Below are 17,441 nucleotides of genomic sequence, written 5' to 3'. Positions count from 1 at the left end.
GGAAGAATAACACGCGCCCATCCCGCCTGCCGCGCTATGTCATTGCGGCAAGGTCGTCACATCGACATTGGGCGCCACACCGGTGGCAGGCCGGGTGAAGTTCTGGTTCACCGGCACGTAAGGGCTGAAAAAGCCGCCATTGCGCATGTAGAAGCGGCCATTCTGCAGCCCGCCCGCGTAATCCATGCGCTGCGCATTGGTGGCCGTCGCATCGCCCGTGAAGCGCGCCGTGGTCAGCTCGGTCCACGTGCCGGACGTGTTGCGCGCCCACTGGTTGCCAAACTGTGCGCTGCGCTCCAGGTAGCCATTGGTGTCCATGAAATTTTCCAGGAACGAGTGCACACCGGTCAAATAGGTACTGATGGCGGGACGCTTCCACGTCGCGATGAAGCGCCAGCTGGCCAGTTCCGGCGCATAGAACCATGCCGAGTAATCGGTGGCGCCGGCGCCGTCCGGACGGGCGCGCGTGATGAAGCGGTAGGTGGTGCCCGCCGCCCAGTTATAGACGAGGTACGTCTGCCCGCCCGTACCCTCACCGCCGAACGCGTTGTCCACCACGCCCGCGCCCTTTTTCACCAAGGTGGTCTTGGCGCCGTTATCCGCATCCCAGACCGAGAACAGGATCCACCGTTCCGATGGCGACTTGACCTGGATGCCGAAGTAGCCCTGGCCAAAGCCATTGGCCATGTAGTACGAGCCGATCTTGTCTTGCCCGGCCGGCACGGTGACTTCGTTATAGAAATATTCCGTGTTGGCGGGCGCGGTATAACCCAGGTGGACCGACGGGCCACGGCGCGACCAATAGTAATTGGCAGGATCATTGGCATAGTTCAAGGTGGCGTTGGCCGTGACCTTCAATGCCGACACGTCGCCAAAGTAGCCACCACTCTTGCTGATCCCCTGCAAATCCACCCGCACATAGCCGGGCGCCGGGACGTTGACGGTGCCCACCGCGTACGTCTTGCTGGCCGCGCCGGCCAGGTTGACGGTAAACGGCGTGCCATTGACGGTGGCGCGCACCGTACTGTTGGCGCTGCCGGCCAGTTTCGCGTCCATCGCCACCGTCACGCTACCCGCTGCATTGACGCGGAACCAGGCGCTGGTGACGGTATTGGCGTTGGTCCAGTTGGCCAGGCCATTGCTGTTGATGATTTCCGTGGCGCCGGACGGGGCGCTGGTAATGAAGGCGTTGCCGGCCAGGGCCACGGTGGCGGCAGCCGCCGGGGCGCCGGCTTTGGCGCCCTGTACCGCGCGGGGCGCTTCCTGCGTGACGGCGGAGGGACCACCGCAACCAGCCAGCAACAAGACTGAGAACTGCACCAGCAAACTTCTACGTTTCATCGTTTCTGTCTCCAATGTGGTGAAGGTACATGCATGGCGGCTTCCGCTCTGCGGAAACCGCCCTTCTACGGCGCTGCGGATATCAATACTTAGGCGGTAACGAGATACCCTAAAGTAGAGAATAGATCGTCGATGCGATGAGACAGAGGAGAGCCACCGCGGTCATCGCCCCCAGGATCCTGGATTCCGTGCTGCTCTCCTCGACCTTTCCTTGCCAAGCATTTGACAGCGCCATTCTTGCGTCGCTGCCGAGCATCGACGCGATTCGTGCGTTCGATTCCGAAATAAGACCGGCCGTGCTTAACAGGAGAAACAGCATGGTCCAGTCGAAGCCGTGCGTCGCCAGCATCCAGGCCGAAATCGACAACCCGATGAAGCAAAGAATCTTGAATGAGATGGCGATAACTCTTAATTTCTTGGATGGATTATTCATTCCCCCCCCTGTTGGCGGTCCCGGGACTGGGACCGCCTTACGGCACTAATACTTGTCGTCGAATGCAAAGATCGGCTTGCGCTTGGCCCACAACCCCTTGGTGAAGTCCGGGAAGTCCAGGGTCTGGAAGCCCTGCGCAATCGACTGCTCCGACAGCGGCGTAATCGCGCTCCAGGTTACCGCGTCATAGATATCGATCGGCATCGGCGCACGCGCCTTCAGCGCTTCGATAAACGCATGGATCACGAAATAATCCATGCCGCCATGGCCCGCGCCGGCCGCCTGTTCGCCATATTTGCGCCACAGCGGATGGTCGAATTTATCCTGGTAACCCTTGAAATCATCCCACTGGTGCGGCTTGCTGACGCCTTCGATATGGATGCCCTGGTTGAGGTCCATCCACAGGCCATTGGTGCCCTGCACGCGGAAGCCCAGCGAATACGGGCGGGGCAGCGAGGTGTCATGCTGCAGCAAAATGGTCTCGCCGTTTTCACACGAAATCGTGGTGGTGACGATATCGCCCAGCTTGAACTTAGCTTGCGCATTCGGATGCGCCGGACCGCCCTGCTTCACCACGTAGTCATGCAGGCCGCGCGCCTTGGTGGCAAAGGTGTTAATGCGGGTAAAGCGGTTGCCCCGGTTGATGTTGGTGTACATCGCGCATGGACCGATGCCGTGGCTCGGATACAGTTCGCCATTGCGCTGCACCGAGTGGTCGGTGCGCCAGCGCGCCTCCGACCAGCCCTTGGCGCCGAATTCCACGCCGCTGCCATAGGGCTTCGCCGGATCGCCGTTGTTGAACTTCACCGCCCGCAAATCGTGCTGGTAGCCGCCCTGCAAGTGGACCAGTTCCCCGAACAGGCCGGAACGCACCATTTGCAGCACGGCCAGCACGTCGCGCCGGTAGCACACATTTTCCAGCAGCATGTACGGCGTGCCGGTTTTCAATTGCGTCTCCAGCACATTCCAGTGGTCTTGCAGCGATACACCCGCGACCACTTCGCAGCCTACCGCCACCTTGGCCTGCATGGCGTCGATCGCCATTTGCGCGTGATACTCCCATGGCGTGGCGATGATGACGCCATCGAGCGCCTTGGCATCGAGCATGGCGCGGTAGGCGTGCTTGTCGCCGTTTTCTCCGAAGGTGCGCGGCTTGGCTTTGCCGGCCTTTTCCACCATGGCCAGCGCCTTGCCCAGCATGATGGGTTCGATATCGCACAGCGCCACCACTTCCACGTCATCGCGGCGCACCAGTTCACGCAGCAGCACCTGGCCGCGCATGCCGGTGCCGATCATGCCCAGGCGCAGCCGCTCGCGCCCCGCGGCGGCGAAGGATGGCAGCGACAAGCCGCCCGCCAGCGCCGCGCCGGCGCCGGCGGCGGTATTGAGGAAGTGACGTCGATTAATCAGTTTTTCCATTGTTTATAGCCTCTTGTTTTTAGAACGATCACCAGAATTTGTAGCTGGCGGACAGCGCAAACTGGCGGCCAAACAGGTTGGTGCTGTGGTTATAGCCTTCCCAGCCATTCGGGTCGTAATACGGACGCTTGTTCAAGACGTTTTTCACGTTCAGGCCCACATCCAGGTGCTTGATCGGTTTCCACGTCAAGCCCAGGTTGACCGTGGTGTAGGACGGCGCACCATCGCACAATTCCTTCGGCATGTCGAGACCGGCGGCCTTGCAGGTGCCTGGTGCATTTTCCTCATCCCATGGGCCGTAGGCCCAGTTGGTCTTGCCCGTGTAATTGACGAACACGCTGGTGACAAAATTACCGTAGCTCCAGTCCGCATTGAAGGTGGCGCGCACCCGTGGCGAATCGTAGCTGCCAACGTAATTGCCCGAGAAGCCCTCGCCGTCGTCCGAGTTATATTTTTCACGCTTGCGGATGGTGGTGGCAATGCCGGTGCCCAGCTTGCCCCAATCGCCGAGCGAGAAGCGGGTGCGCGCATCGATATCGAAGCCATCGACCAGGGTGCGGCCACGGTTCGAATACGAGTTGATCAAACCGCCCAGGTTGCCCACCGAGTAGCTCGGGACACCGCCCGCGCAGGCGGCGGCATTGGCGGGATTGCCGCACATGGCCGCCACCGCCGCCATATTGGCGCGGTCCGCGTCCGTCAGCGCGCTGCGGATCGCCTGGTTGGTGCCGGTCAGGCCCGGGCCATGTTTTTCCACCAGTTGCGTAAACAGTTGGTTGAAGTCTTGCCGGATGATTTCATTGCGGCGGTAGACGAACCAGTAATCAAGCGAGATGCTGACATCCTTGGCCGGCTGCAGCACGATGCCGGCGGTGGAAATCTTGGCTTTTTCCGGCTGCAGTTGCGGGTTCGGCGGCGTCAGGCCACCCACCGTGGTCGAGCAGTTCGAGTTGAGCAGCGCCTTGCCCAGGTCCGCATCGGTCTTGGTCACGGACTTCATCAGCATGCGGGCAATCGCATTGGTTTCGTCGCAGCGCACCGTATCGCGGATGCCGCCGACTTGCGCAAACACGCCGCCACTGCCCGATTCCGCCAGGTTCGGGGCGCGGAAACCTTCCGAATAGGTGCCGCGCACCAGCAATTCCGGACGCGCGCGCCATTGCACGCCAAGCTTCGGCGCCACATTGGCGGAGAAGTTCGGGTATTTGTCGAGGCGGGCCGCCGCGTTGACTTCCAGCGTGTCCGTGACCGGCACCACCACTTCGCCAAACAGCGACGAAATCGTGCGCTTGCCGTCGAACCAGGAACCGCCCTGCTGCGTGATCAAGCCATTGGCCGCATCGGCATTGCCCGGCGTCTCAAAGCTTTCGCGCATCAGGTTGGCGCCGAACGCGGCGCGCACTTCACGGTCGCCCAGTTTGAACAGGGTGCCTTCCACCTTGCCGTCCCACGTAATGAGCTTGGTCCAGGACTGGATGTCGAAGGTCGGATAGGCTTCGCGCAACAGCGCCGCATTGGCGTCGCTGATCACGCCGAATTTATAGGCCGGATTGTCCGAGATATAGGTGCGGCCCGTGACAGGATCCTTGGTGAATGGACCGAACGCCTTTTCAAAGCCCTTGGTGTTGACGTTGATGGTCTGGTACAGCACCGAATGACTGCCCGCCACCGTCAGCGCGGTTTCAAAGTCCCAGCCGCTCATGAAGCCACCAAGCCAGCCGCCTACGCTGCCGCGCAAGCCCGCCATCAGGCGATAGTTATCGTCCGTGTTTTTCTGGCCGAAGTGGCCGACAGCATCCTGCATCAGGTAATTCATGCCTGCCGCCCCGCCCATGGTGGCCGCCATGTCCGCATCCAGCTTGCCCTTCAGGTACACATTGTTCGGGCCCAGGTAGGGAATGCTGAAGGTATTGAGCTTGGTGCCGGTATTGCGCGAGAACCAGTTGTTGGTGGTGCCGCTGTTGAAGCTGCGCGGGCCGTTCTCGCCGCGCAGCTTGATGTGGGTCAGCACCGCTTCCGCGAAGCCTTCCATGTCGCCGCCCAGTTTCGCGCGGCCGCTGAGGTAGGCCGTGGCGCGGTCCGAGGTCGGGCCGGTATCGAGTGAATACGGCAAGGTGTTCCAGATGCAGCGGGTGCCGGAAGCTTCCGTGATCATGGTCGGGCAACCGGCCACCGCACGCTGGGTGCGCGCATTGTTTTTCAGCGGGTCGAACACAAAGAACGTGCCCGGGTTCAAGGTGCCCGGTTCGCTGCCGGTGCCGATGCGGAAGTTGGAAATGAAGTTAGGGTTGTTGACATAGAAGTACTCGGGACGCTTCAGGTAGGTGTCCGCCAGCGAAATGCGGTCGCGCTGGTAGACATTGACCGAACCGTAAACGTTGTAGCCATCGCTATCGAGGTCGCCGGTGCCAAAAATCAGGCTGGCCTGGCGCTCGCCATACGATTTCACACTGGACGAACTGTCGTTGCTGGCGCGTGCTTCCAGGCCCTTGTAATTCTTTTTCGTGATCACGTTGATCACACCGGCCACGGCGTCCGAACCATACACGGCCGAGGCGCCGTCGGTCAGCACTTCCATGCGTTCGATGGCGGCGGCGGGAATCGCGTCGATATTGACGAACATGGTCTGGAAGCCGGACGGCGCGCCATAGAACGACAGGCGGCGGCCATTGAGCAGCACCAGCGTGCCTTGCGCACCGAGGCCGCGCAAGTTCGCCTGCGAGCCGCCGTCGGAACCAGTGAACATGGAGCGGAAGTCTTGCTGGGCGGGACGGGCGGCCGGCAAGTTGTCCAGCACTTGCATCAGGGTGCGCGCGCCCATGTTTTCAATCTGTTTCGCATCGATCACCTGCACCGGCGACGCGGTTTCCGCATTGATGCGTTTCAGGCTGGAACCCGTCACTTCCACCCGTACGATTTCCTTGGCGGCCGCCTGGTCCGCGCCCTCCGCGCCTTCCGCAGCGTGGACGGTGGCCATTCCCGATGCCAGTCCCGCCGCCGCCAGGGCTGCGATCATTTTTTTCATTTGCATGTGCGTCTCCATGTGCGTCTCCTTTAGGATGCACGCTCCCCTCCCCCGTCATGGCGAGGGGTGCGCGTCTTGTTGTGGTTGGGGTGTTAGGCTGGTGTCAGCGTGGGTCTGATCGCGAATCCGCTCGGGCATCCGGCCGCATTCGCACCGTCGCGCCTTCGGCGCCGGTCAGCATGGCGTTGGCCCAGTTGCCGCATACGTTCGCGGGTTGCTTGCCCTGCGCGCCCAAGGTGCGCAGGCTCAGTTGCGTGACACCACGGATATCGAGTTCCGGCTTGACGACGGCGGGCGCCGTGACCAGGCCGCTGTCGTACAACAGCCGGTCACCGCTCCAGACCTGGAATTGCAAGCCCCCGGCGTCCCGGCAGCTGTCGTCCACGCCGAGGTCGGCGCGCAGCAAGTTCCAGTTCCCGGCCAGCTGCAGGTCGATGCGGCCCGCCGGTCCCATGCCAAGGCCCTTGTGGAACCTCAGTCCGTTCATGCGCATTTCCGCGCTGTTGTTCGCTTTACCCATCGACGCCGGCTTGTCGCGGCCCGGCGCCTTGGCCGGCATCAGGTCGGACAGGTAGCGCTGCTGTTCTTCGCCTTCCTTGACGGGATGTTCAAGGATGCGGAATTCCGACAAGGTAATCGGTGGCACATCTTTCGCAGCCGCCGCATCGAAGGCCCGCGCGCTTGCCCCCTGCGCCGCCGTCACCATCGGGTCAATGGTTTCCGCGCCATCGCCTTCCGGGTTGTGCACCGACAGCACGCGGAAGCGCAGCAGCCGGCCGATCGAAGGCTTGAAGGCGATGGCCTGCTTGCCCTGTTCCAGCTTCAGCCGCCCGATGTGGACCGGCTTGCTCCAATCGCCATTGCTGTCGGCCAGGTAGATTTCATAGTCGCGCACCTGGCCATGCTTCCAGTTGGCGTCCGTGCGCGGCGCGATCTCGATGCCGTCGACCAGGCGGCGCTCCGTGAAGCCGATGGTCCATTCATGCGCGCCGCTCTTGATGGCCTGGCTGCGCACCGTGCGGAACCAGGTGCCCGGCTTGCCATCGAAGGCGTTTTCCAGCGGGTGGCCCGGTTCTTCAAACGGGCGCGATACGATCACCATTGCGTCGGCCGGCAAGGCGCGGCCCAGCGCCGGTGCGGCGGGGAAGTCGCCATCGGCGCGCGCCACGGCCACCGAGCCTTGCACGGTAATGTGCAGCGGCTGGCGGATATCGCGGGCGGCGGTTTTTACGAACACGGTGCCGCCCCGTTCCTGCGCATCGAAATACCAGCCCTCGGCCGCCGCATCCCAGGCGGAGCGGTCCTGCAGGGCAGGCAGCGCGCGGCCACCGGCGTCCACCGCCGACGGGCGGTTGGCGGCCAGCATGCGCAGCGCATAGCCACGGCGCGCCAGTTGGCCATCGTAGCCGCCGGCCACGGCGCCGATTTCCACCGACACGGCGCCATTGGCCGTCGCCATGGCGAAGCGCTGCTGGCTGAAGGCGCCCTGCTGGTAGCGGCGCGTGTTGCCGTCGTCTTCATACAGGGTGAAAGTGGACGCGCCATCCCTTGTTTGCGGATACAGGTCCAAGGTCACCACATCCTTCGGCTTTTCGCCGTCATACAGCGCTTCCGGATACATCGGCAAGATGGCGCCGGCCCGCACCAGCACCGGCAGCTTGTCCAGCGTGACTTGCATGTCCAGGTCGCGGCCCGCCTTGTCCGCCGTCACCTGGCGGCCATCCCAGTAATCAAACCACTGCCCCTGCGGCACGTGGATGCCCTTGCGCCAGCCCTGCGTCACGGCCTGGCTGCGGTAGACCGGCGCCACCAGCATGTCGCGTCCCAGCATGAACTGATACTTATGGGTTTCCAGCAGCGCGGACGGGTCGTCCGGATAATCCCACATCAGGCCGCGCACCAGCGGCGCGCCGCTTTGTTCCGCTTCGCGCGCCAGGGTATACATGTAGGGTGTCAGGCGCAGCTTGAGTTTCAGGTAGCGGCGATTGATGGCGCGGTATGGCTCATCGAACCACCATGGGTGCTTGCGCGCCGCCTGCGACCAGCCGGACATGCCCATCAACACCGGCGTAAATGCTTTCCACTGCAAATCGCGCACATAGGTTTCCGGGCTGCCGCCAAAGATCGCATCGACGTCGCCGGTCGCATACGCCTGGCCCGACAAACCGGAACCGATCAGGGTGGGAATGTGCCAGCGGATGTAATCCCAGCTGGCGCTCTGGTCGCCGGTCCACGCCACCGCGTAGCGCTGGGTACCGGCCCAGCCCATCACGGTCCACAGGAACGGGCGGCTGTCGGAATTGTTCAAGATGCCGTCATACGCGGATTTATTCGCGTCCAGCGAAAACTGGTAACCCTTGCCGGTCCACGCCACGTCCAGCTTTTGCACGCGGCTGCCGGCCTGGCCCACCTCCCACGCGATCTTGTCGACGCCGTTTTCCGTCCACAGGCCGGTGCGGAAACCATATTTCGCCAGCCCCGCCACCGTGTCCGGCAGCGACGTGTAGCCGCAGCCATAGCCGTCGTTAGGCAAGATCCAGCCACCCGGCATATCGTGTTCGCGGTACTTGCGGGCCACGCTGTCCACCACGTCCGGCGTCTTGCCGGTCGGACCATCGCTCCAGCCGGCCGGCACGGTGCCGGGCTTTTTCACGTTGTCGCCATCGTTGTAGCAATCGGCGTCGCCATATTCGAGCGCCCAGCGCGGCAGCAGTTGCGCGCGACCGGTCCATTCGGTATAGCGCGCCAGCACGTCGCGGATATCCTTGCCGACGAAGTAATACGCATCGAAGCGCTTTTCAGCGTGCTGCAAGGTGCTTTGTTCTTGCTGGCGCAAGTCATAGACGCCGTCGGACCAGGTGTTGCGCAGCATGCCCCAGCCTTTGGAGCTCATCAGGAACGGCGCGGGGCTGGGACGGTCGCCCTCTTCCCAGCCGCCCGAGTACGACACGTGCAACTGGCGGCCCTTGAATTCAAAGCGGCCGTTTTGCTGGCCGCCGCCATAAAAGCGCTCGGCGCGGCTGCTCGACAGCGTTTGCACGGTTTGGGTGTCGTTGTTTGCCGTGGCCAATTCCAGTGGCTGCACTTCGCGCCACAACGGTTCCGTGTCGCCGGCGCGGTACAAGGTGAAACGCAGCGGCTTGCGGTCGATCCGCAAGCGCAGCGCGCTGGTGGCGATTTCCACGTGCGTGCTGTCTTCGGTAACGTTGGCCGCCACTTGCGCATCCGCCTTGCCCACCACGATGGCGGCCGCCTGGTCGCCCGCACCGGTCAGCTTGGCGGGTTGATTACCCGACTTCGGCGCCGCCCAGATCCGCACCACATCGGCACAGGGCAATTCAATGCGGACAATGGCGCCACTGTCGGTGGCAATATCCCATGCCCCGGCAGCGGCGGCGCCCTGCGCGGGCTGGAAGCTGCGCAGGTTGCCGACCGGCGCGGCCAGCAGCGTCGCGGCGGTGGCGGTCAGCAGGGACAACAGGCCGCTGGCGGCGGCGCGGCGATAAACTTGTTTGCGTTTCATGGCTGGCTTGCAATGTGAATCGATGCACGCACTTTAGAAAGAAAAATAAGCAACGTCAACCAAAAGAAAGAAAAACTGTAAATTCGTGCGAAAAAAGCTCAATTTTTCCGTATTTTTCTTTCGTTTATAGGTGTTTTAACGTGTTTTACTTTCGAATTCGTGGCAAACAGCACACATTAATACGCTTGAAGCGGGCCTTGCGCGGCATCGGAAGCAAAAGTAAATAACGATTTATCTTTCGTTTTACTTTCGTTATTGACTTTTGAAAAGACGAACCTTATGCTTTCAATCAATCGCCACTTTTACTTTCTTTCGATGACACAACTTCTGCAACGCGACCCGCACAGCTGGTCCGACATAGGCGGCCTGTCCACCGCCGAGGAAATCGCCCAGCAACCGGCCGTCTGGCGCGCCCTGGCCGCCAGCCTGCAAACGGAACTGCCGCGCGTGGCGGCCTTCCTCGGTGACTGCCTGCGCAATCCCGCCCAGCGCGTGATCCTGACGGGCGCCGGCAGTTCCGCCTATGCGGGTGAAATCATTGCCGACACGCTCGATGCGGCCTGGCCGGCCCGCGTGCGCGCCGTGCCGACCACCAGCTTGCTGACACATGCGGAACTGTACCTGGACCCGGCCGCGCCCACCCTGCTGGTATCGTTTGCGCGCAGCGGCGACAGCCCGGAAAGCGTGGCGGCGGTGGAATTGCTGCGCAAGACCGTGCCCGGGGCGCGTTTCCTGCACGTGACCTGCAATGCGGACGGCGCCCTGGCGCGCCAGGCCAGCGACCATGACCACGTCTGCACCTTGCTGATGCCGGCCGCCAGCTGCGACCGTGGCTTTGCCATGACCAGCAGTTTTACGTCGATGGTGCTGGCCACCTTGTGCGCGCTGTCGCCGCGGCCCGCCGCGCAATCGGTTGAACAGTTACGTCAGCTGGCGGCGCTGGCCGAACAGGGCCTGGCCGCATGGGCCGCCCCGGTGGCGGAGCTGGCGGCGCAGCGTGTCGAGCGCGTAGTGTATTTGGGCGCGGGGCCGCTGGAAGCGCTGGCGAAGGAAGCCGCGCTGAAAATCCTGGAACTGACCGCCGGCCAGGTGCAGGCGATGGCCAACACCCCGCTGGGTTTCCGCCACGGCCCGAAAGCCGCCGTCAACGGCCAGACCCTGGTGGTGCTGTTCCACAGCGCGAAAGCGCTGGCGCGCCGCTATGACGCGGACTTGCTGGCGGAATTGCGCCGCGACGGCATTGCCACGCGCTGCCTGACGGTGGGTTTTGACGCCGACGTCGGCTTGCCGGGCGGTGACGATGTGCATGCGGGCTTGAACGACGCGTGGCTGGCGCCCCTGTGGCTGCTGATGGCCCAGCAATATGCACTGCACCAGTCCGCGCTGCTGGGCTTGCGCCCCGACAATCCGTTCGCCGGCGGCACCGTCAATCGCGTGGTGCAAGGCGTCACCATTTACCAGGATTGAGAAGACTATGAGCGAGCATATGCCCCGCGCGTGGCACGGCATCGATATCGGCGGCAGCAAGATCGAGCTGGTGACCTATGCCGAACAGGGCGCGCAACTGCAAGAGCGGCACCGCGAACGCATTGCCACGCCGGGCCACGATTTCGTTGAATTCATGGGCGCGATTGCCGCTCTGGTGAAGCGCGCCGATGCGGCGCTGGGCAAGGACAAGCCGTTGCGGGCCGCTGTTGGTGTGGGCCTGCCCGGCGTGATCGACAGCGCCAGCGGGCGCCAGGTCAGTTCCAACGTGCCCGCGCTGAATGGCCGGCTGGTGGCGCAAGCCATGCAGGAAGCGCTGCAGCGCCCGGTCGCGATCGGCAATGATTGCCAATGCTTTGCCTTGTCCGAAGCACAGGGCGGCGCGGCCGATGGCTTGCCCACCATGTTCGGCGCCATCCTCGGCACCGGCGCCGGCGGTGGCTATTGCGTCGAAGGCCGTTTGCAGCGCGGTTTCAACGGCATCGCAGGTGAATGGGGCCACTGGAGCATCCCGGCGCCGCTGCTGGCGCGCCATGGCTTGCCAATTGTCGACTGCCCGTGCGGCAAGCAAGGCTGCCTGGAACGCTATGTCTCCGGCCCCGGCATGAGCCGCCTGCACGCGCATTTCGGCGGCGACGGCGCGGAACCGCTGGCCATCGCGGCGCGTGCCCATGGGGCTGCGGCGTCGGAGGCCGCGGTGCATACCGAAGCGGTACACCTGGATTTACTGGGCCATGCGCTGGCCTGCCTGGTGCTCACATATGACCCGCATGCGATCGTGCTGGGCGGCGGCTTGTCGAATCTGCCGCACCTGTACCGCGATTTGCCGGGTGCGATGCGGCGCCACCTGTTCCGTGGCGTGCAAGTGCCGCCGGTCCTGCCGCCCCGCTTCGGCGACGCCGGCGGCGCACGCGGCGCGGCGTTGCTGGCGCGCCAGCAAACCATGACTTCCATCTTTTAACGCATCTGTCCCGACCTATGAACCAGACCGAAACCCTGTCTCCCGTCCAGCACATCGTCAAGGCGCACCGCCGTGGCGAAGCCGTGGGCCTGTACAGCGTGTGCTGCAGCCACCCCGTCGTGCTGCGCGCCGCCATGCGCACCGCGCTGGCCTATGACACCGTGCTGCTGGTGGAAGCCACCTCGAACCAGGTCGACCAGTTTGGCGGCTATACCGGCATGACGCCGCCGCAATTCCGTGACTATGTGCACGGCCTGGCGCGCGAACTGGCTTTCCCTGTCGAACGGCTGGTGCTGGGCGGAGACCACCTGGGACCAAACGCGTGGCAGCACCTCGATGCCGCCACCGCGATGGCCCATGCGGAAACCCTGATTGCCGCATATGCGGCGGCCGGCTTCCATAAGATTCACCTTGATTGCAGCATGCGCTGCGCCGACGATCCGCAGCACTTGCCCGACGAAACCGTGGCGGCCCGCTCGGCGCGGTTGTGCGTGGTGGCCGAGCTTGCTGCCGCCGGCGCGGGGCTGCCGCCGCCGGTGTACGTGATCGGCACTGAAGTGCCGGTGCCGGGCGGCGAAGCGTCGCTGGCGCAAGCGCTGGCCGTCACCGCCCCCGCCGCCGCACGCAATACGCTGGACGTGCACCGCCGCGCCTTCTACGACAGCGCATTGCACGACGCCTGGCGCCGCGTGATCGCCATGGTGGTGCAGCCGGGCGTGGATTTCGACCACAGCGCAATCCAGCATTACGACACGGCGCAGGCGGCCAGCCTGTCGGATTTCGTGGCGGGCCAGCCGGGCCTGGTGTTCGAAGCGCATTCGACCGATTACCAGCGCGAAAGCGCGTTGCACCAGATGGTGCGCGACCACTTCGCGATCCTGAAAGTCGGTCCCGCCGCAACCTTCGCGCTGCGCGAAGGCTTGTATGCGCTGGAACAGATCGAGAGTGAACTGGTGCCGAAGGCGCAGTGCTCGAACCTGATGCGTGCACTGGAAGACACCATGCTGGACAAGCCGCAGCACTGGCGCAAGCATTACCATGGCAGCGGCGCCGAGCAACGCTTGCTGCGCCGCTATGCGCTGTCGGACCGCTGCCGCTATTACTGGGGCGAGCCGGAAGTGGTGCATGCGGTGGCGCGCCTGATGGACAACCTGGCAAGCGTGGCGATTCCGCTGCCGCTGCTGTCGCAGCACTTGCCGGAACAATACCTGGAAGTGCTGCAGGGACAGCTGGACAACCGCCCGGCCAGCCTGCTGGAACACAAAGTGGGCCGTGTGCTGGCGCAATATGCGCGCGCCTGCAACCGCAACCAGGCCGCCGCCATCGTCGCGATTGCGGCCCTGGACAGCGGGACCGCCGCCGCCGCTGGCGCCACGGCGGCAATCTGTTAAGCTGCCGTTTTTTCAGCCCACGCCAACAGAGCCCGACCATGCGCAATACCAGCCAACGCCGCGAAACGATCCTGCAACTCCTGGCCCGCCAGGGTTCGGTGCAAGTCACCGACATGGTGGAGCAGTTCGGCGTGTCCGCCGTGACGATCCGCAGCGACTTGACGGCACTCGAATCGCAGGGCCTGGTCACGCGCAGCCACGGCGGCGCGCTGCTGGCGCGCACGCCGCCGCCGGAACACAGCATCCGCCAGAAGGACGCCATCAACCACGAACAAAAGGAACGCATCGGCGCGCTGGCGGCCAGCCTGGTGCAGCCGGGCGATAACATCGTCATCGATTCCGGCACCACGACGATTTCGCTGGCGCGCCACTTGCGCGAGGCGGAACGCGTCACCGTGGCCACCAATGGCTTGAATATCGCGTGGGAATTGCAGGATGCGCCGGGCGTGGACCTGATCCTGACCGGCGGCTTGCTGCACAAGAAATCGCTGTCGATCCAGGGCAGCCAGGCCGAATCCTGTTTGCAGGCTTACAGTTTCGACAAGCTGTTCCTCGGTGTCGACGGATTCGATTTGCAGTTCGGCGTCACCACCCACCATGAAGCGGAAGCGAGCCTGAACCACAAGATGGTCGAGCGTTCGCGCAAAGTCATCGTCCTCACGGACGCTTCCAAGTTCGGGCGCGTCAGCCTGCACCGCATCGTGCAGCTGGACCGCGTCCATACCGTCATCACCGATGCCGCCATCAGCCCGGAATACCGCGAGGGCTTGCAGCGGCTGGGCATCGAATTACTTATTGCGGAATAAAGCGTTGTGTTGAACGAGATCAGTGGCAGAATCCTCACTCCTTCCGGCTGGATCAATGGCACGGTCGCCTTTGACCAGCGCATCCACGCCATCGGCTATGACGCCGCCGCCAATGGCGGACTGACCATCCTGCCGGGCTTTATCGACTTGCACGTGCATGGCGCGGCCGGCACCGACATCATGGAGGGCGGCGATGCCGGCGCGGTCGTGGCGCGCACCCATGCGCGGCATGGCACCACTGCCCTGCTGGGCACCACCCTGACGGCGCGCGAGCCTGCGATCCGGCGCGCGCTGGCGGGACTGGCCGGCGTCATCGCGGCGCGCCCGGCGGGAGGGGCCCGCATGCTGGGCGTCCACCTGGAGGGGCCGTTCCTGAATATCCACCGCCTCGGCGCGCAGCCGCCGGACGTGATGGTGGCCAGCCTGGCGCAGGTGCAAGCGCTCAATGCGATCGCCCCGATCCGTGTGCTGACCATGGCGCCGGAAGTGCCGGGCCACCAGGAATTGATCCCGGCCTTGCGCGGCATGGGCATCCGGGTCCAGATCGGCCACAGCGCCGGCACCTATGACGACGGCGTGGCCGCGCTCAACGCGGGCGCCACCGGATTCACCCATTTATATAACGGCATGACCGGCGCCGGCCACCACGACCCCGGCATGGCGGCCGCCGCGCTGGCCCATGCGGAATACGCTGAAATCATCCCCGACTTGCAGCACGTGCAGCCGGGCGCGATCCGTGCAGCGCTGCGCGCGATCCCCCGCCTGTATGGCGTGACCGACGCCACTTCCGCCACCGGCATGCCGGACGGCGAATATGCGCTGGGCACGCAGCGGGTCTTCAAATGCCAGGGCTGCGTGCGGCTGGCGACCGGTTCGCTGGCCGGCAGCGTGCTGACAATGGACCAGGCGCTGCGCAACTTTGTCGGGCTGGGACTGGACCTGGCCGACGCCTCGAACCGCCTGTCGCGCTATCCGGCCGATTACCTGGGCGAAGCGGAACGGGGCCGCCTGCAGCCGGGGGCCTGGGCCGACATGGTCGTGCTGGACAAGGATTTGCAGCCAGTCGCGGTCTATGTCGAGGGCGAGGCCATCCCGTTAACAGAATCTGTATTGCAAAACCCGTAGGGCGGTTTGCGCGCAGCGCAAGCCGCCATGTATGCGCCGCCACGCCGCACGGAATTCACCGCGTACCAATAACAACGATAACGCCCAATAACGACCTGGAGACATCATGCAAACCGCATCAACGCAAGCAGAAGCATCCACCGCCGCCCCGCCCTCCCGCACCTGGGCCATGCGCTACATGCTGTTCATCGCCGGCATGGGCGGCCTGTTGTATGGCATCGACGTCGGCATCATCGCCGGCGCCCTGCCCTACCTGGAATCGACCGCATCGCAGGCGTGGCAGTTGAGCGCCCAGCAGTTGTCGTTCATCGTGGCGGCCGTGCTGCTGGGCTCCGTACTGTCGTCGCTGTTTGCCGGGGCGCTGGCGGACGCCATCGGCCGCCGCTGGGCCATGGTGCTGGCCGGCGGCCTGTTCACCGCCAGCATTCCGCTGATCGCCTTATCGGATGGCTATACCGCGCTGTTGCTGGGCCGCCTGCTGCAGGGCGTGTCGGGTGGCCTGATCGGCGTGGTGGTGCCGCTGTACCTGGCCGAATGCCTGCACGCGCGCCAACGCGGACGCGGCGCCGCGCTGTTCCAGCTGCTGTTGACCATCGGCCTGGTGGCCGCCGCCGTGATCGGCTACGTGGAAGCACAAGGGGTGGAAGCCGCCGTCGAAACCGCCAAATCGCTGCCGGAATCGGCCCGTGCCGAGGCACTGTTCGACGCCAAGGACAACGCGTGGCGCCGCATCTTCTGGATGTGCCTTGCGCCGGGTGTGGTGTTCACCCTCGGCAGCTTACTGCTGGCGGAATCGCCGCGCTGGCTGGCGCGCCGTGGCCGGATCGAACAGGCCCGCGCCGCGCTGCTGCGCACCCGCACCCAAGCCGAGACGGACGCGGAAATGCGCGACATCGGCGCCGGCCTGGCGCAGGTGCACGCCAACCTGGGGCAGGTGCGCGCCACCGATTCCCTGCTGAGCCGCCGCTACGTCTTGCCGTTCCTGCTGGCGTGCCTGATCCTGGCCTTTACGCAAGCGACCGGCATTAATTCCATCCTGGCTTATGTCGTCAATATCCTGAACCAGGCCGGGTTGCCAGGGGCCACCGCCAATATGGCGGACGTCGGGCTGAAAGTATTGAATGCCGTGATGACGGTGGCCGCCGTGGCGCTGGTCGATACGCGGGGCCGCAAATTCCTGCTGATGCTGGGCAGCGGCGGCATAGTGATTGCGCTGGTGGCGGCGGGCTTGCTGTTCCGCAGCGCCGAAGGCACGCAGCGCGATGTGACGGCGCAGGTGCAGGCGATGGTGGCGGCCGATGGCTTGTCGCTGCGGGTCGATGCGGCGACATTGCAGGCGCTCGGCGGCGCTGGCGCCAGCAACGGCCCTGCGCAATTGACGGTGGCCTATGCGTATGGTCCCTTCACGAACGTGCAATCGCTGCGCAGCGACGATCCCGCCCTGCCCACCTTGGCAGTGTCGCGCGACGCCACTGTGCAGCAGGACAGCGTGATCGGCACGTTCTTCCGCAAGCTGCACATCAATCCGTTTGCCGATCCGGCCGAGGCGCGCGGCGCCCCGCTGCGAATTGAACAGGCCACATTGGGCATGGTGCCGCCGGCATCGCACGGGTGGCAAGTCACATTGGCGATTTGCCTGTTCGTGGCCAGCTTCGCGGTCGGCCCCGGCGTCTGCGTCTGGCTGGCCCTGTCCGAACTGATGCCAACCCGTATCCGCTCAAACGGCATGAGCATCGCGCTGCTGATCAACCAGTTTGTCTCGACCGTGATTGCCGCCGTATTCCTGCCGACGGTGGGCCGGCACGGCTACTCCACCATGTTCTTCTACGGCGCCGCCTGCACCGTCATCTACTTCCTCGCCGCCGCGTTCCTGCTCCCCGAAACAAAGGGCAAAACCCTGGAAGAAATCGAAGCCCACTTCGCCCGCTGACC

At 64.3% G+C, this 17,441-nt stretch carries 11 protein-coding genes; 6 read left to right on the top strand and 5 right to left on the bottom strand.

Annotation, left to right across the window (positions count from 1 at the left end):
- Window positions 1-39: 39 nt before the first annotated feature.
- From AC1RRC_RS04745 to AC1RRC_RS04725, 5 genes are all read right to left on the bottom strand, one after another.
- Entirely contained in the window at window positions 40-1,341 is a 1,302-nt protein-coding gene (locus AC1RRC_RS04745) for a DUF3472 domain-containing protein (RefSeq protein WP_493054111.1), read from the bottom strand.
- Between the two features lie 109 nt (window positions 1,342-1,450).
- Complete coding sequence (locus AC1RRC_RS04740; protein ID WP_493054110.1) at window positions 1,451-1,774, bottom strand: hypothetical protein; 324 nt, start codon at window positions 1,772-1,774, stop codon at window positions 1,451-1,453.
- 45 nt (window positions 1,775-1,819) lie between these two features.
- Window positions 1,820-3,193 (bottom strand): Gfo/Idh/MocA family protein, encoded by a 1,374-nt coding sequence (locus tag AC1RRC_RS04735; protein ID WP_493054109.1) that lies wholly within the window; start codon window positions 3,191-3,193, stop codon window positions 1,820-1,822.
- 28 nt (window positions 3,194-3,221) lie between these two features.
- Entirely contained in the window at window positions 3,222-6,224 is a 3,003-nt protein-coding gene (locus tag AC1RRC_RS04730; protein ID WP_493054108.1) for a TonB-dependent receptor plug domain-containing protein, read from the bottom strand.
- Window positions 6,225-6,321: 97 nt separating this feature from the next.
- Window positions 6,322-9,741, bottom strand: coding sequence for a TIM-barrel domain-containing protein (locus AC1RRC_RS04725; protein ID WP_493054107.1), 3,420 nt, complete (start codon window positions 9,739-9,741; stop codon window positions 6,322-6,324).
- Between the two features lie 315 nt (window positions 9,742-10,056).
- Here AC1RRC_RS04725 and AC1RRC_RS04720 point away from each other — a divergent pair, with 315 nt between their 5' ends.
- From AC1RRC_RS04720 to AC1RRC_RS04695, 6 genes are all read left to right on the top strand, one after another.
- Complete coding sequence (locus AC1RRC_RS04720) at window positions 10,057-11,208, top strand: SIS domain-containing protein (RefSeq protein WP_493054106.1); 1,152 nt, start codon at window positions 10,057-10,059, stop codon at window positions 11,206-11,208.
- A 7-nt stretch (window positions 11,209-11,215) separates the two neighbouring features.
- Window positions 11,216-12,187 carry an ROK family protein gene (locus AC1RRC_RS04715; protein WP_493054105.1) on the top strand — a complete coding sequence of 324 codons (972 nt, stop codon included), beginning with the start codon at window positions 11,216-11,218 and terminating at the stop codon, window positions 12,185-12,187.
- Between the two features lie 17 nt (window positions 12,188-12,204).
- Window positions 12,205-13,578 carry a D-tagatose-bisphosphate aldolase, class II, non-catalytic subunit gene (locus AC1RRC_RS04710; RefSeq protein ID WP_493054104.1) on the top strand — a complete coding sequence of 458 codons (1,374 nt, stop codon included), beginning with the start codon at window positions 12,205-12,207 and terminating at the stop codon, window positions 13,576-13,578.
- Window positions 13,579-13,616: 38 nt separating this feature from the next.
- Window positions 13,617-14,384 (top strand): DeoR family transcriptional regulator, encoded by a 768-nt coding sequence (locus tag AC1RRC_RS04705; protein ID WP_493054103.1) that lies wholly within the window; start codon window positions 13,617-13,619, stop codon window positions 14,382-14,384.
- 6 nt (window positions 14,385-14,390) lie between these two features.
- The gene (locus AC1RRC_RS04700; RefSeq protein ID WP_493054102.1) at window positions 14,391-15,509 is read left to right on the top strand and encodes an N-acetylglucosamine-6-phosphate deacetylase; all 1,119 of its coding nucleotides are present in this window, start codon (window positions 14,391-14,393) and stop codon (window positions 15,507-15,509) included.
- A gap of 106 nt (window positions 15,510-15,615) precedes the next feature.
- Window positions 15,616-17,439: an MFS transporter gene (locus AC1RRC_RS04695; RefSeq protein ID WP_493054101.1), complete on the top strand. Its 1,824-nt coding sequence runs from the start codon at window positions 15,616-15,618 to the stop codon at window positions 17,437-17,439.
- Window positions 17,440-17,441 lie beyond the last annotated feature (2 nt).

This window comes from Pseudoduganella sp. GW821-FHT12E03 (assembly GCF_058807115.1).
The sequence above is the reverse complement of the archived record's forward strand: the minus strand, read 5'-3'. Positions and strand labels throughout refer to the sequence as shown.

Bases quoted from the DNA above. Each gene is read 5' to 3' on its own strand.
- AC1RRC_RS04715 (WP_493054105.1), top strand. From the start codon at position 11,216: ATGAGCGAGCATATGCCCCGCGCGTGGCACGGCATCGATATCGGCGGC.
- AC1RRC_RS04695 (WP_493054101.1), top strand. From the start codon at position 15,616: ATGCAAACCGCATCAACGCAAGCAGAAGCATCCACCGCCGCCCCGCCC.
- AC1RRC_RS04745 (WP_493054111.1), bottom strand. From the start codon at position 1,341: ATGAAACGTAGAAGTTTGCTGGTGCAGTTCTCAGTCTTGTTGCTGGCT.
- AC1RRC_RS04740 (WP_493054110.1), bottom strand. From the start codon at position 1,774: ATGAATAATCCATCCAAGAAATTAAGAGTTATCGCCATCTCATTCAAG.
- AC1RRC_RS04730 (WP_493054108.1), bottom strand. From the start codon at position 6,224: ATGCAAATGAAAAAAATGATCGCAGCCCTGGCGGCGGCGGGACTGGCA.
- AC1RRC_RS04705 (WP_493054103.1), top strand. From the start codon at position 13,617: ATGCGCAATACCAGCCAACGCCGCGAAACGATCCTGCAACTCCTGGCC.
- AC1RRC_RS04725 (WP_493054107.1), bottom strand. From the start codon at position 9,741: ATGAAACGCAAACAAGTTTATCGCCGCGCCGCCGCCAGCGGCCTGTTG.
- AC1RRC_RS04710 (WP_493054104.1), top strand. From the start codon at position 12,205: ATGAACCAGACCGAAACCCTGTCTCCCGTCCAGCACATCGTCAAGGCG.
- AC1RRC_RS04735 (WP_493054109.1), bottom strand. From the start codon at position 3,193: ATGGAAAAACTGATTAATCGACGTCACTTCCTCAATACCGCCGCCGGC.
- AC1RRC_RS04720 (WP_493054106.1), top strand. From the start codon at position 10,057: ATGACACAACTTCTGCAACGCGACCCGCACAGCTGGTCCGACATAGGC.